Source organism: Corallococcus sp. NCSPR001, from assembly GCF_017309135.1.
Lineage (GTDB): Bacteria > Myxococcota > Myxococcia > Myxococcales > Myxococcaceae > Corallococcus.
This window is the reverse complement of sequence record NZ_JAFIMS010000002.1, coordinates 2,226,991-2,241,032: the sequence shown is the minus strand read 5'-3', so window position 1 is coordinate 2,241,032 and position 14,042 is coordinate 2,226,991. Positions and strand designations below refer to the sequence as shown.

At 69.9% G+C, this 14,042-nt stretch carries 11 protein-coding genes; 7 read left to right on the top strand and 4 right to left on the bottom strand.

The window, feature by feature from the left end:
- Window positions 1-2: 2 nt before the first annotated feature.
- On the bottom strand, window positions 3-3,656 hold the full coding sequence (locus tag JYJ93_RS11300) for a serine/threonine-protein kinase (protein WP_206789407.1): 3,654 nt from the start codon (window positions 3,654-3,656) through the stop codon (window positions 3-5).
- Window positions 3,657-4,007: 351 nt separating this feature from the next.
- On the opposite strand from JYJ93_RS11300, the gene JYJ93_RS11295 reads away from it, so the two are divergent.
- The 5 genes from JYJ93_RS11295 to JYJ93_RS11275 all read left to right on the top strand — a co-directional run bounded on the left by JYJ93_RS11295 (window position 4,008) and on the right by JYJ93_RS11275 (window position 8,269).
- Entirely contained in the window at window positions 4,008-4,673 is a 666-nt protein-coding gene (locus JYJ93_RS11295; RefSeq protein ID WP_206789399.1) for a serine protease, read from the top strand.
- Window positions 4,674-4,795: 122 nt separating this feature from the next.
- Window positions 4,796-5,080 (top strand): hypothetical protein, encoded by a 285-nt coding sequence (locus tag JYJ93_RS11290; protein ID WP_206789397.1) that lies wholly within the window; start codon window positions 4,796-4,798, stop codon window positions 5,078-5,080.
- Between the two features lie 149 nt (window positions 5,081-5,229).
- A complete protein-coding gene (locus tag JYJ93_RS11285) occupies window positions 5,230-5,628 on the top strand; it encodes a response regulator (protein ID WP_206789395.1) in 399 nt (132 codons plus the stop codon).
- Between the two features lie 132 nt (window positions 5,629-5,760).
- Window positions 5,761-7,416 (top strand): L-glutamate gamma-semialdehyde dehydrogenase, encoded by a 1,656-nt coding sequence (pruA, locus tag JYJ93_RS11280; RefSeq protein ID WP_206800243.1) that lies wholly within the window; start codon window positions 5,761-5,763, stop codon window positions 7,414-7,416.
- Window positions 7,417-7,420: 4 nt separating this feature from the next.
- Entirely contained in the window at window positions 7,421-8,269 is an 849-nt protein-coding gene (locus tag JYJ93_RS11275) for an aldose epimerase (RefSeq protein WP_206789393.1), read from the top strand.
- Between the two features lie 8 nt (window positions 8,270-8,277).
- On the opposite strand, the gene JYJ93_RS11270 is transcribed toward JYJ93_RS11275, so the two are convergent.
- Window positions 8,278-9,465, bottom strand: a complete 1,188-nt coding sequence (locus JYJ93_RS11270; RefSeq protein WP_206789391.1) for a cytochrome P450 — start codon at window positions 9,463-9,465, stop codon at window positions 8,278-8,280.
- A gap of 86 nt (window positions 9,466-9,551) precedes the next feature.
- Between JYJ93_RS11270 and JYJ93_RS40565 the strand changes: the two genes are divergently transcribed.
- Window positions 9,552-10,526, top strand: coding sequence for a hypothetical protein (locus JYJ93_RS40565; RefSeq protein WP_206800716.1), 975 nt, complete (start codon window positions 9,552-9,554; stop codon window positions 10,524-10,526).
- 105 nt (window positions 10,527-10,631) lie between these two features.
- Window positions 10,632-11,255, top strand: coding sequence for a glutathione S-transferase family protein (locus tag JYJ93_RS11260; protein WP_206789389.1), 624 nt, complete (start codon window positions 10,632-10,634; stop codon window positions 11,253-11,255).
- 87 nt (window positions 11,256-11,342) lie between these two features.
- Here the strand turns inward: JYJ93_RS11260 and JYJ93_RS11255 are convergent, their stop codons facing one another.
- A complete protein-coding gene (locus tag JYJ93_RS11255; RefSeq protein ID WP_206789387.1) occupies window positions 11,343-11,993 on the bottom strand; it encodes a hypothetical protein in 651 nt (216 codons plus the stop codon).
- The gene (locus JYJ93_RS11250; RefSeq protein WP_206789385.1) at window positions 11,990-13,984 is read right to left on the bottom strand and encodes an AHH domain-containing protein; all 1,995 of its coding nucleotides are present in this window, start codon (window positions 13,982-13,984) and stop codon (window positions 11,990-11,992) included. Before JYJ93_RS11250 ends, JYJ93_RS11255 begins: the two co-directional genes overlap by 4 nt.
- Between the last annotated feature and the right edge of the window lie 58 nt (window positions 13,985-14,042).

Genomic DNA, 14,042 nt, shown 5'->3' with positions numbered 1-14,042 from the left:
CGTCAGGCGCTCTGCTTCACGTCCTCGTCCTGCTGGCGCGACAGCGGGCCGCGCAGCGACTGGGCCAGCTGTTGCAGATGCGTGGCCCGGGCGGAGGCGAAGGCCCGCTCGGCGATCTCCAGCTCCCGCATCGCCTCTTCCGGCGTTCCGTGCCGCTCCGCGTGCTGCATGTACACGAGGCCCATCTGCAGCACGTTGCCGGTGGACTCCGCCAAGAGGCGCGCGTGGCGAAGGTGCGCGTCCCCCTCCTCCTGGGACACCAGCGGCGCCAGGGCGCGGCGGGCCAGGATTTCGTCCCAGGGGTTGGCGAAGCGCGGGTCCAGGGCGCGCTCCAGCGCGCCTTGCGCGGCGGCGAGCGCGGCGGGCAGCCGGCCCTGGTCGCGTTCGAAGCGCGACTGGTACACGAGGACCAGCGTCTCCATGCGCAGGCCGCCCTTCTGAGCGGCCTCCAGGGCGCGGGGCAGCGACTCGCGCGCGGCGGCGGCGTCCTCGAAGAGCACGTCGCGGCACGCCTGGTACACCTGCACGTGCGCGCGCAGCCAGCGGTCCTCCGGCAGCACGCGCGACAGCGCCTCGCCGCGCGACACCACCGCGGCCACGAGCTCGTGCTCGCCGCGCTCCAGGTAGTACGGCGGCGTGAAGAGGGCCAGGTTGCGCTCCATCAACCGGGGGCTGCCCAGCCGCCGGATGAGCTCCGTCTTCTGCGCGAGCGCGGACGCGAACGCGGCGCCGTCGCCGGTGAAGGCCGCGCGCGCCACCTGCGCGAAGAGGTGGTAGGCGCGCACGTCGGTGAAGCCCTGCGCTTCCGCCAGGTGCAGCCCGTCCTTCAGCTGCTCTTCATCCAGCGGCTCGCCGCGCAGCGCCAGGTTCACGTTGAGCAGGTAGCCGCCCATGCCCAGCGCCCACGCCAGCCGCCGGGGTGGACGCCCCACCGCGTCGCGGAACTCGCGCAGCCGCTGCACCTGCTTGCGCTGCTCGGACACCCCGCCCGCCCAGTGGCCGGTGTACGCGCACAGCGTCGAGCGCGCCACGGACAGCCCCGCCCGGTACGGCGAGTCCTCCGGGTGCTCGGCGGCCACGCGCGCGATGAGCGCCTCCAACTCCTCCGTGCGCCCCAGGATGGCCAGCGCCATGCCCTGGAGGATCTGCAGCTCCGAGCGCTTCCAGAAGACGTCCACCGGCGTCATCCGCCCGTCCGCCGACACCTCGCGGAAGAGCGGGATGAGCAGTTCCTCGCGCTCCGCGGGCGTGGCCGCGCGGGCGGACTCGAGCCGCGAGAGCGCCTCGCGCCGGCCGGCCTCCACGTCCACCGTGGCCGCCCAGTGCGCGAAGAGCCGCTCCGCGTACGCCACCGACGTCGGCGGGTCGCTGGAGTAGCCCACCTCCACCAGCGACACCCACGTGCGCAGGAGCTGCTCCGAGCGGCCCGGGTAGTCCGGCGCGGACTCCAGGAGCCCCGCCACTTCCTTCAGGAGCAGCGTGGCTTCCAGGAGCGCCTCCGCCTCGATGGCGGCCTGGCCCGCCTCCAGGAGCGGCTGGATGGCCTCCGCGGGCGCGTCCGAGCGCGCGAAGTGCCACCCCACCGCGCGCACCACGCCCGAGCGCCCCGAGGGCAGCGCCTGGAGCGCCCGCGCCACCTGGCCGTGGTACGCCCGGCGCGCGGACTCCGGCGTGCTGTCGTAGACGGCCTGGTGCACGGTGTCGTGCGTGAAGACGTAGCGGCCCTCCACGTCCTGGAGGAACTGCCGCTCCACGATGCCGTCCAGCACCGCGAACAGCTCCGACTCCGGCAGGCCGGACAGCGCGCGCAACAGCGGCAGGTCCAGCATGCGGCCCGCGGGCGCCAGCTTGCGCAGGAGCGACACCTGCTCCGGCGGCGCGTTGGCCAAGCGTACCAGCACCGCCTCCTGGATGCTCGCCGGAAGCCGCCGCGTGCCCAGCCCCTCCTCCGCCTCCCAGCGCCCGCCCACGCGCTTGAGCGCGCCCGCCTCCACCAGCATGCGCAGGCACTCCGTGGCGAAGAAGGCGTTGCCGCCGGTCGTCTCGTGCAGCCGCTGCACGAAGCCCTCCGGCACGTCCAACCCCGGCAGCACCAGCTCCACCAGCTTGGCCACGTGCTCGGAGGACAGGGGCTCCAGGTCCATGCGGGACGTGAGCTTCTCGTCCACCGTCTGGAACGCGAGGCTCAGGCGCGACAGCTCCTGCGAACGGAACGTGCCCACCACCATGCCGCGCGTGCCGTGCAACGCGCGGATGACAACGTTGAGCGCCTCCAGCGACGCGCTGTCCGCCCACTGCAGATCCTCGAAGCACAGCACGAAGGACTGCCGCCCGCCGAGCGTGTGCGTCCACTCCGTCAGCGCCTCGAAGAAGGCGGCCCTCTCGTCGGAGCCGTCGCGCGGCAACTGCTCGTCCTGGTCGCCCTCCAGCACCTCCGGTGACAAGAGGCGCGCGAGCGGGGCCTTCACCCGCTCCATCAAATCCGAGGGCGTCTGCGGCACCAGGCAGCGCAGGGCCTGCGCCACCGGCGCCAGCGGGGACAACCCCTCCGCGCGGCACTGGCCCCGGCCGAAGGGCAGCTCCGCCAGCTTCGCCTGGAGCTCGAACTCCTGGAGCAGCCGCGTCTTGCCCACGCCCGCGGGGCCGCCCACCAGCATCGCGCGCGACTGGCCCCAGTCCGCCTCCGCCAGGCCGTTCATCAGCCCTTCCAGCTCGCCCTCGCGCCCCACCACCTCCGGCACGTGCAGGTAGCTGGCGCGCGCGGACAGCGGCTCCTCGGGGACGGGCTCGCCACTGGCGTGGCAGAGCGCCTCCAAGAGCTCACCCGCGTCCTGGAAGCGCTCGCGCGGATCCTTCGCCATCAACAGGAGGATGATCTCCTCCAGCTGCGGATCCACCGGGCAGATGGTGGACGGGCGCGGCGCCGGACGCGTCAGGTGATCCGCGAGCAGCACCGCGGGGCTGTTGCGCTTGAAGGGCAGCTTGCGGGTGGCCAGGTACCAGGCCATCACGCCCAGCGAGTACAGGTCCGCGCGCCCGTCGATGCTCGCGCCGCGCTGCCACTCCGGCGCCAGGTACTCCAGCGTGCCCTTGAGCTTGCCGGGGCTGGGCGTGCCCAGCTGGTGCATCACGCCGAAGTCCATCAGCTTCACCGCGCCGGACTCGGTGATGCGCACGTTGCTGGCCTTGATGTCGCAGTGCACGTACAGGCGCGAGTGGATGAACGCCAGCACCTGCGCCATCTGAATCAACACGCGGTACAGCGTGCGCGTGTCCAGCGGCGCGTCCCGCACCAGCGTGCTCAGGTCCATGCCGCCCACCACCTCCATGGTGATGAAGCGGTTGCCGGCCTCCGTCATGCCCCAGTCGAAGACCTTGAGCGTCGACGGGTGCTGGAGCTTCTTCATGGCGAAGAACTCGTGCCGGAACAGCAGCACCAGCTCCTCCACCTTCGCCGCGGACAGCTCCGCGGGGACGTGCATCTCCTTGAGCGCCACGCGGCGGCGCTCCTGCAGGTCGTCCGCCAGCCAGATGCGGCCCATGCCGCCTTCGCCCAGCAGCGACTCCACGCGGTAGCGCCCGTTGACGATGACGCCCGGAATCAGCGAGCGCCGCTCGCCGATGCCCGAGCCCGGCAACGTGATGGGCGTACGCATCCGCTCCCCCCAGGTGCTCGGAGGGCGGGTGCGTTCATCCAATACCGTTGTCTTCTCGTCGTCGCTCACGAGCCAAAGGGCTGGCCGCTTCCGGGCCAGGGTCTGGATTCCAGAATCCAGACGTAGCGAGGAATAGCACGTTTCAGTGACACCGCCTCCGGGACATCCGAGCAGGTGCACGCTCTGCTGCCATTCTCTGTTTCACCGTCTTGCTGGAAGCAGGCGGGGTGCTGCGTCCGGCCGCCTGCTGGGGAGCCACTTCCACACCCGCTCCCACGACCCATCCGCATGCATGCACACCGTTCCCGCGAGCCCCCGGGTCCTTCGCCTGGGGGAGGAGGGGGAAGCGGCATGCGTGCATGGAAGTGGGGCGGCGCCACGGTGGCACTCGCGGCCGTGAGCGCCTGGATGGCCTGCGGCCAGTCCGGCCCGGGCGAGGCCACGGGCGTGGAGAAGGCGGAAGCCGCGACGGTGACGCTGGGCGACGGCCACTGCGCGGGCGTGGTGGTGGGCCAGGGCCGCCACGTGCTCACCGCGGCCCACTGCGTCGCACCGGACGCGGGCGAGGAGCGCACGAACTTCGAGGACGGACGGCAGCTGAAGGGCCGCTACGTGTTCGTGGATCGCGGCCGGGACATGGCGGTGCTGGAGCTGGAGGCGAAGGCGCCGGTGGCGCCGCTGGAGGTGGCCCAGGGGCTGCCCATCCCCGGCGCGATGCTCGTCTTCACCGGACGCCATGACCGGCCCGGTGAACCGCAGCGGGTGATGGTGGAGCGCTGGGGCCGCTGCCCGTCGCTGCCGGACGTGCCCAACGCGCTCTTCACCACGATGCACGGCGAACCAGGAGACTCCGGCGCGCCGCTGGTGGACGAGCAACTGCGCGTGGTGGGCCTGGTGCATGGCGGCGCGCGGTGCAGCATCGCCGCGCCCACCGGGGACGTGGCGCCGGAGGTCCAACGCCTGTCGCGGGAGGACGCGCAGCCGCTGGCCCGTCGCCCGGCCTCCGCGCCGCGCTGACGCGGCGGGACGGCGCACATCGCCCTTCCCGCACCTGGACGGCCAGGCAGGCGGCGCGCGCACGCGCCGTCATTGCCCGGCAGGCCCGGTGCGTCCCACCTTCCCGTCGGAGGTGACACCCCATGGCTTCGGACAAGGACTCGAAGAACTTCCAACCGCGCAACCGGGGACAGATGGAGGACGCGCTGGACCGCGGCGCCGCCGAGCTGGCCCGCGAGCGCTCCCAGGCCGCGGCCCGCGAGGACGAGAACCCGGGCCCGCTGGAGGAGACGCGCTGGGAGGCGGAGGTGGAGCGCGGCGCGGAGTGGCAGGACGAAGAGGTGCCCGAGCGCGAGGCGCGCGGCGACGAGGAGCCGGACTCAGAGGTTTCCCGGCGCGGGCTCGTGAACCCACCGCCCGAGGGTTGAGGGCGTTGGCGGCAAACCCGTGAGGTGGAGGCTTTCATGAATTCTCACGGGTAAAGGGGGACCTCTTGCCCGGTGCGCACAGCGGGGGGATGCTGTGCACGCCGTTCCCCCAAGCCGTGCGCAGTTGCCTCCCCGGGAGTCGATGCACCGTGAAGCCCAAGGTCCTCATCGTGGAGAACTCCTGGACCATGCGCGAGACGCTGCGGCTGCTCCTGTCGGGTGAGTTCGACTGCACGGTGGCCGCGGATGGAGAGACGGGGCTCGCGCACGCGCTGGCGCAGCCGCCGGACGTGCTCCTGTCGGACGTGAACATGGAGGGCATCGACGGCTACGAGTTGTGCCGCCGCGTGCGCGCGGAGCCCTCCCTGTCGCACCTGCCGGTGATGTTCGTCAGCGGCTACCCGCCGCGCACGGACCTGGAGCCCGGGCAGCCCCAGCCGGACGCGTACCTGGTCAAGCCGGTGAAGCCGCCGTACCTCATCGCGCAGCTGCACGCCGTGCTGCAGCGCGCGAGGGGCGCCACCGCCAAGGCCGCGGGCGAGGGCTGAACCGGACGGACGCCGGGCGCGCGGGGGCCGGGTGTCGCGGCGCGGACGCCCCACGCTTCTGTCACTGACCTGGGACACGGGGAGGGCTATACCTTGCCCGAACCTGCCTTCCTCTCGACCCGAGGTCCTCGCGTGCTCAACGCCTTCCCCCGCGTCCCGGCTCCCAAGAACGAGCCCGTCCTCTCCTACGCACCCGGCACCCCGGAGCGCGCGGAGCTCCAGTCCACCCTCAAGCGCATGAGCGGGGAGCGCATCGACATCCCCGTCGTCATCGGGGGCAAGCACGTGAAGTCCGGCAAGACGGACACCGTGCGCATGCCGCACCGGCACCAGCACGTGCTGGCCACCCTGCACGAGGCCGAGGCGGGCCACGTGGAGCAGGCCATCCAGAACGCCATGTCCGTGAAGGAGGACTGGGCGCGGATGCCGTTCCACGCGAGAGCGGCCATCTTCCTGCGCGCCGCGGAGCTGCTCACCACGCGCTACCGCCCGCTGCTCAACGCGTCCTCCATGCTGGGCCAGTCGAAGACGGCGCACCAGGCGGAGATCGACGCGGCCTGCGAGCTCATCGACTTCCTTCGCTACAACGTCCACTTCGCGCAGCAGATCTTGTCCCTCCAGCCGGAGAACTCCGCGCAGACGTGGAACATGACGGACTACCGGCCGCTGGACGGGTTCGTCTTCGCCATCGCGCCGTTCAACTTCACCTCCATCGCGCTGAACCTCTGCGTATCGCCCGCGCTGATGGGCAACGTCGTCCTGTGGAAGCCGTCCTCCACGCAGGCCCTGAGCGCGTGGTACGGCCTGGAGCTGTTGCGCGAGGCGGGCCTGCCCGACGGCGTCATCAACATGCTGCCCGGCGACGGCCCCACGGTGGGCAACCCGGTGCTGGCGAGCCCCCACCTGGGCGGCATCCACTTCACCGGCTCCACGCCCACGTTCAATCACCTGTGGAAGACGGTGGGAGAGAACATCGGCCGCTACAAGCAGTACCCGCGGCTGGTGGGTGAGACGGGCGGCAAGGACTTCATCTTCGCGCACCCGTCCGCGGCGGACGACCTGGAGGCGCTCGCCGTCGCCATCGTGCGCGGTGGCTACGAGTACCAGGGCCAGAAGTGCAGCGCGGCCAGCCGCGTCTACGTGCCGGAGTCCCTGTGGCCCAAGCTGAAGCCCCGCCTCCAGGCGCTCATCGGCGAAATCAAGATGGGCGACGTGGCGGACTTCCGGAACTTCATGGGCGCCGTCATCGACGAGCGCTCGTTCAAGAAGGTGTCCTCGTACATCGAGCTGGCGAAGTCCGGCGGTGACGCGACCATCGTCGCGGGCGGCGGCACGGACAAGAGCGAGGGGTACTTCGTGCAGCCCACGCTGGTGCAGTGCACGAACCCGCGCCACCGCATCATGACGGAGGAGATCTTCGCGCCGCTGGTCGGCGTGTACGTCTACCCGGACGCGAAGTTCGAGGAGACGCTGAAGGAGTGCGACCAGTCCGCGGCGTACGCGCTGACGGGAGCCATCTTCGCGCGCGACCGCAAGGCCATCGAGCAGATGATGAGCAGCCTGCGCAACGCGGCGGGCAACTTCTACATCAACGACAAGCCCACGGGCGCGGTGGTGGGCCAGCAGCCGTTCGGCGGCAGCCGGGCTTCGGGCACCAACGACAAGTCCGGGTCGATGATCAACCTGTTCCGCTGGTCCAGCCCGCGCACCATCAAGGAGAACTTCGCGCCGCCGGTGAAGGTCCCCTACCCGTTCATGGACAGCGACCCGAAGGAAGGGGCCATCTAGTCCCATGAGCGGACCGTTCCCGGGCATCGCGGGGTTGGAGACGTATGCGCTGGAGGACGGCGGCTGCCGCGTGGAGATCATTCCCACGCGCGGCGCGCTCGTCAGCCGCATGGTGGTGGACGGCGAGGACGTGCTCTATCTGGACGAGAGCACCGTCGCCGACCTCACGAAGAACGTGCGCGGGGGCATCCCCGTGCTCTTTCCCAACGCCGGCCCCCTGCCCGGGGACACGTATCCGGCGGACCGCAAGGCGTACACGCTGCCGCAGCACGGCTTCGCGCGGAAGCTGCCGTGGACGGTGCGCCAGGCGGAAGGGTCGCTGCTGGTGCTGGGGCTGACGTCTTCAGAAGAGACGCTGCGCCAGTACCCATGGGCCTTCGACGCGCAGCTGGCGTTCTCGCTGGCGGGCCGCAGGCTCACGGTGGACTTCGACGTGGAGAACCGGGACACGCGGCCCCTGCCGCTGCACCTGGGCTACCACCCGTACTTCCGCGTGCCGCAGGGCCAGAAGGCGCAGGCGCGCGTGGAGACGGACGCCACGCACGCGTGGGACAACCGCGCGAAGCACGAGGTGCCCTTCACCGGCCTGGACCTCACGGCGCAGGAGGTGGACATGCACCTGCGTGACCACTCCGCGCCGGGCACGGTGCTGGAGCGGGGCCCAGGCCTGTCGCCCGTGAAGCTGTCGTGGAGCCAGGAGTTCCGCCTGCTCGTCGTGTGGACGCTGCAGGGCAAGGACTTCGTCTGCGTGGAGCCGTGGACGGCCGCCGCCGGGGCGCTGGCCACCGGCGAGGGCCTGTTGCACGTGGACCCGGGCGAGCGCGTGTCGCTCGCGTTCGACATCGAGGCGTAGCGCGCGCCTCAGGCGTGCGGGATGAGGGGCAGGCTCAGCGGGCCGCGCACGGTGAGGGAGGTGTTCCACTTCACCGGGCCCGTGGGCGTGAAGCGCGTGAAGCGGGACAAGAGCACCTCCAGCCCCACGCGCGCCTCCAGCCGGGCCAGCGGCGCGCCCAGGCAGAAGTGGATGCCGTGGCCGAAGGGCATGTTGTTCACGCCCTCGCGGTCCATGTCGAAGGTGTCCGGGTCCTTGAAGCGCTCGCCGTCGCGGCACGCGGAGCCGATCATCAGCGCCACGCGCGCGCCCTCCGGAATCGTCACGCCCGCGACCTGCGTCTCCTTCGTGGTGACGCGCACCAGGCCGTGCACGGAGGGCTCGTAGCGCAGCACCTCCTCCACGAAGCGCCCCACCTGCGACGGGTTCTCACGCAGCCGCGTCACCAACCGCGGCTGCTCCATCAGCATGCGCACGCAGTGGCTGACGAGCTGCACGGTGGTCTCCAGGCCCGCCACCACCAGCAGGAACAGGAAGCTCATCAGCTCCGCGTCGCTGAGCTCCTCGCCGTCCACGCGCGACTTCACCAGGTCCGACACCATGTCGTCCTGCGGGTGACGGCGGCGCTCGGCGACGACGTTGGACAGGTAGTCCTCCATCTCGCGCACGGTGGCCTTGATGGATTCGTGCCGGTGGGTGTCCTTCTCCGTCGTGCCGGACACGCTGGACAGGTCCACCGACCAGCGCTTGTAGCGGGCGGTCATGGTGGGGTCCAAGGCGAAGAGTTCGCCAATCACGCTCGCGGGCAGCGGCATGGCGAAGGCGTCCACGAAGTCCACCTCGCGCCCGGGGGACAGCCGCTCCGCGAGTATCTGCGCGAAGCTCCGGATGCGCGGCTCCAGCCGGTTCACCGCCGCGGGCGTCCACGCGCGGCTCACCAGCGTGCGCAGCCGCATGTGGTGCGGCGGATCCATGACGATCATCGACTCGGAGAAGGGGTTGTGCCCCAGCCACGGCGGCGCGGTGGTCGTGCGCACCCCGGCCGAGGAGAACACCTGAGGGTTCTTGAAGGCCGCGGCCACGTCCTCGAAGCGGGTGATGGCCCAGAGCCCGCCGGGTTCCACCTGACACACTGGCGCGGTGCGGCGCAGCTCCTCGTAGACGGGGTAGGGATTGGCCCGGACTTCCGGCGCCATCAGGTTCACGCGTCCAGTCATGAAAGAATTTCCTTTCCCGGCTGGAAATCTATACCCGGTATACTGGCTGCTGAACAGAGGCGCCGCCTCCCCTCCCTCGAGTCACCATGTCCCGCTTCGTCCTCGCCGCCGTTCTCGCCCTGGGTCTGTCCGCGTGTTCCGACGACCCTGATGAAGTCACGCCTGACTCCGGCACGCCCATCACCGACGCGGGCACCGACATCGACTCGGGCACGGACGCCGGGACGGACGTGGACGCGGGGACGGATGCGGGCACCGACATCGATGCGGGCACGGACGCGGGCCCGGGCAGCTCGGGCGGCTCCGGGAAGCTCGCGTGCAGCAGGACGGGCACGGTGAACACGGACGCGGGCACGCTGACGTACTGCGTGGCGCAGGTGGGCGCGACGGAGGTGAAGTACATCGAGCCGAAGCAGGGCATCGCGCCCGCGCCCATGCGGCTGGCCATCTACCTGCATGGCGACGGCGCGGCTACGTACAACGGCAGCAACCCGCGCTCGCTGTTCACGCACGGCGGTTGGACGTACGGGCACAACACGCTCTACGTGACGGCGCTCGCGCCCAACAAGTGCGCGTGGTGGACGGTGCCTTCGCGCACGGACTGCTCCACGGATGGGACGGATGCGGATCGCGACCTGGAGGGCAAGAACGCGGCGGAGCTGGTGTCGCTCATCGAGGCGCTGCGCAAGGGTTGGGACATCCAGGATGGCCCCATCCTCTTCGGCGGTTCGTCGGGCGGATCCATCGAGCTGACGGCCAGCTTCCTGCCGCGCTACGGCGACCGCTACCCGGGCATCTACGCGCTGAGCTGCGGCGGTGAGAAGCCCTGGTCGGGCCAGATGGACTGGGACGCGTCCAACGCGGCGCTTCGCGGCGACACGAAGTTCTGGTTCACCTACGGCGACCAGGACTTCCTCTACCAGGACATCCAGGACGCGAAGGCGTACTTCGGCAACCTCCAGTTCCCGGTGAACGACAAGGTCATCGCGGGTGCGGCGCACTGCGCGTTCGACCAGGTGGGCCGCGTCACGGAAGTGTGGAACGAGGCCACCGCGCAGTAACCGTGGTCCCCGGCTCCGCTTCTTGGGTGATTCCATCGCAAGAAGCGGAGTGCGCGGGTGAAGTGAAGTCCGTAGCGTCGCGCGCATCCTTTTGCTGGAGCCTGGATGCGCCTCTACGACTATCTGCCTTCCGCGAATGGCTACAAGGTCCGCACGTTGCTCGCGCAGCTGGGACGCAAGTACGAGCTGGTGCCGGTGGACATCTTCGCGGGGGAGAGCCACACGGCGGACTTCCACGCGAAGAACCCGGACGGCCGCATCCCGGTGCTGGAACCGGAGCCGGGGCGGTTCCTCGCGGAGTCCAACGCCATCCTGTTGTTCCTGGCGGAGGGCACACGCTTCTTGCCCGAGGACCGCTTCGCTCGCGCGCAGGTGCACCAGTGGATGTTCTTCGAACAGAACACCGTGGAGCCGAACCTCGGCACCGCGCGCTTCTGGCTGCTCACGGGCCGGCAACCGCCGGAGTCCGAAGTCCTCCGCAACCGCGTGCAGAACGGTGAGCGAGCGATGTCCGCGATGGAGCGGCACCTGGGCCGGCACGCGTTCCTCGTGGAGGAGCGCTACACCGTCGCTGACGTCTGCCTCTTCGCGTACGTGCACCTGGCGCCGGAGGCAGGTGTGGATCTGGCGCCCTACCCGTCCGTGCATGCGTGGCTGGAGCGCGTGAAGGCCCAACCCGACTTCCTGGGCCCCCTGCCGCCCTACTCCGCGAACGCGCGCGTGCGCTGACGACTCCTGCTCGGCGGCGACGGCCTCACGGACCCTCGCGTGCGTCAGGCGGCGTGGCCGAAGCCCTGGAACCGGGCGCTCCCGGGCTCACGGTTGGGGGCGCCACCACAGGCCCTTCAACCCCGCCTGCTCACACGCCTGCCGCGCTTCCTCGGTGTAGCAGTAGTAGAGCAACTCGGGGACGAAGAACACGGGCGGGAAGCCTCCGGGGGGCGGACGGAGCACGAGCGGCTCGGCGGCATCCTCGCCCAGGAATTCTTCTCCGCACCGATGGAAGGGCACGCCCTTCACGAGAGTGCGCTCCCGGTCGAGGCAGTCTGTCTGCTCCAGCAACTGGAGGATGACGAAGTCCTCGTTCTTCAGCGCGGGGTCCGTCACCGAATGCCAGGTCCGCCTCCGAGGGTACCCTTTGCTCACGAGGTGCCTGATGCGTTCCGAATAGATGACGGTGGGGATGAGGCGGTGGCGGAACGGGCCCACTAACTCGAGTACGCGCACCATGCGCCGGGAGAGGAGCAACCACCCCATGGGCGAGGTGAACAGGTGATCGAGCCCGGCAATCCGCTCCAGGTCGCCGTAGTACTCCATGACCCCAGGCGCTCCCTGCTGGCGCTGATAGTCGATACCAGGTTCGAAGAACGTCACGGACTCGAAGCCGTCGAACTCGATGAGATGAGCGTCGTAGAGATCCGCCCCCTCCGTGATGTGGGAGGCATCCGTCGCCAATGCATACATCATGTGGTGTGTGACTCTCCGTGGGAGGACAGCTCCAGCAAGGCCAGCTTCTTCCCCGTGAGCACCCTACCGCCGCGCTGGTCCTGGATCACCTTGATGACCGGCTCCTTCAGGCTTCCGGATTCGATGGCCCGGCGCAATTCGCTCTCGACCTTGAGGATGGCCTCTTCGATGATCTTGGGTTTCCAACTGGAGGAGCCCTTTCTGGACAGATCCTTCCAGGCGGCCTCAAGCTGGGCACGCACGAATCTGCTGTAGATGGGATGGCTGCCCGAGTGGATGAGCTGGCCTTCCACGTTGATCCCGGAGTGCATGTCGAGAATGTTCGACCCCCGGTCAATCGTGTAGCCCTTGAGCCGCTCCATGGCCGTGCGGATCAGCGGGTGGGTCTGGGCAATCTCGTCTGGGATGAGGTGGTGCATGGGATGGCCCGCGGAGAGCCGGACCTCCGCCGCCGCCCGCGCCGCCGGGCCCTGGGTCTTCTCCACCCAATCCAGGTAGTTCTTCCGGTAGCGGGTGAAGACACTCAGGCGGGGCGTCCCCTTGCCGACCTTGAGCACCACCAATCCGTCCTCGGTCACCGTGAGCGCCCCGTACTCCTCGCCCAAGGCCTTTCCGTCCGGACGGCGTAGACGGAAGGGCTGGGAGTCCGAGCTCAACTTCTCCAGGCGGTAGCCCGCGGCCTGGAGCTCCCGCTTGAAGGCGTCGAACTCTGGCGTCCCCTCCTGCGGGATGCGGCGTCCGACGAAATCCTTGAGCTTGTCCCAGTTGGGGAGCTTCTCCAGCAGCTTCTCCAACTCGGCATCACTGAGCACGCGCTCAGTCAGGGTGGGCTCGGGCTCCGGCGTGGAGGAGCCGCCCTCTTTGACAGCCTTTGACAGCAACGGCGTGCCGGAGCCCCAGGGATTGAAGGGCAGCGGGACAGACGGGGCCGCGGTGATGGAGCCCGGCTGGAACACGGGGACACCCGCGTAGGCGCCGCCAGGGCCTGCCGCCGCCATCATGTAGATGCGGGGCGGGGTGATTCGCACGGACGTCATCAGCTTGAGCCCACGTCCCGCGTTGGTCTTCACGCCCAACAGCGCCAGCGCCGCCATCGCGATGCTCACCAGCATCCGGAGGAAGGACTTGCTGGCCTCCTTCAACTTCTCCGCGGAGCCATTGGCCTCCCAGGCCTGGGTGAGCCACAGCTGCGCGTGCTTCAGGGCCTCCCCTCCGGCCTCGATGAGGCCGTAGGCTCCGAACGCCGCCAGGCCCAGTTGGATGAGCGCCGCCGCGAGCTGGCCCACGCCGGTGGGCGTCGCCGCCAGGAAGGTGGACAGCGCCTCCGCGGCGATGAAGCCCACCACCATCGCGGAGATCTCCAGCCAGTTGTCCAGGATGGCCTTGCCATACTGGCCGGTGACCTCTCCGAAGAACTGGTCCGCCTGCCTCACGGAGGTGAGGACGTCCTCCAGATGCCGGGCGGCCTTGCGCGCCTGGACCATCGCCTCGTGGGTGATGGAGCCGCTCGACACGATTCCCTGGAGCTGGTTGGCGAAGGCGATGCTCACCAGCCAGATGCGCTCGCCCGCGACCAGCCGGACGTCACCGTCGACGCGCTGGGCCCCCTTGCGGCCACTCTTCACGTTCACGTGATGAATGACATTCTCGTAGAAGCGCAGGTCCCGCCCCGGCTGGATGGCCTGCCGGTAGATGCGCGCGGCGATGGGCTCCAGGCGGTCCCCCGGACGCACTGGATAGAGCGTCGCGGCGGGCTCCGGCAGCTGGGTCGTGATGCGCAACGTCTGCATGAAACCTTGCAGCAGGTATCCCCCCACCACGGTGGAGACATAGGACCAGCCGGGCGCCTGGGCATGGTCCCGGATGACGCTCACTCGCGTTCCCGGAGGCAGGGGCGCTGGAGTCAGGCAGGCGGAGCCCTTCATCTCCGCGGGGAGCGTCCTCAGGTTGGCGCCATCCCCGTGGTCGATGAACCCGAGCTGAATCGTCATGTCCCCTCCCGACTGAAGGCTGAGAGGATTCAGCCGCCTGGGCTGGGAGTGAAGGACC

Bases quoted from the DNA above. Each gene is read 5' to 3' on its own strand.
- JYJ93_RS11275 (WP_206789393.1), top strand. From the start codon at position 7,421: ATGAGCGGACCGTTCCCGGGCATCGCGGGGTTGGAGACGTATGCGCTG.
- JYJ93_RS40565 (WP_206800716.1), top strand. From the start codon at position 9,552: ATGTCCCGCTTCGTCCTCGCCGCCGTTCTCGCCCTGGGTCTGTCCGCG.
- JYJ93_RS11255 (WP_206789387.1), bottom strand. From the start codon at position 11,993: ATGATGTATGCATTGGCGACGGATGCCTCCCACATCACGGAGGGGGCG.
- JYJ93_RS11260 (WP_206789389.1), top strand. From the start codon at position 10,632: ATGCGCCTCTACGACTATCTGCCTTCCGCGAATGGCTACAAGGTCCGC.
- JYJ93_RS11300 (WP_206789407.1), bottom strand. From the start codon at position 3,656: ATGCGTACGCCCATCACGTTGCCGGGCTCGGGCATCGGCGAGCGGCGC.
- JYJ93_RS11270 (WP_206789391.1), bottom strand. From the start codon at position 9,465: ATGACTGGACGCGTGAACCTGATGGCGCCGGAAGTCCGGGCCAATCCC.
- JYJ93_RS11250 (WP_206789385.1), bottom strand. From the start codon at position 13,984: ATGACGATTCAGCTCGGGTTCATCGACCACGGGGATGGCGCCAACCTG.
- JYJ93_RS11290 (WP_206789397.1), top strand. From the start codon at position 4,796: ATGGCTTCGGACAAGGACTCGAAGAACTTCCAACCGCGCAACCGGGGA.
- JYJ93_RS11295 (WP_206789399.1), top strand. From the start codon at position 4,008: ATGCGTGCATGGAAGTGGGGCGGCGCCACGGTGGCACTCGCGGCCGTG.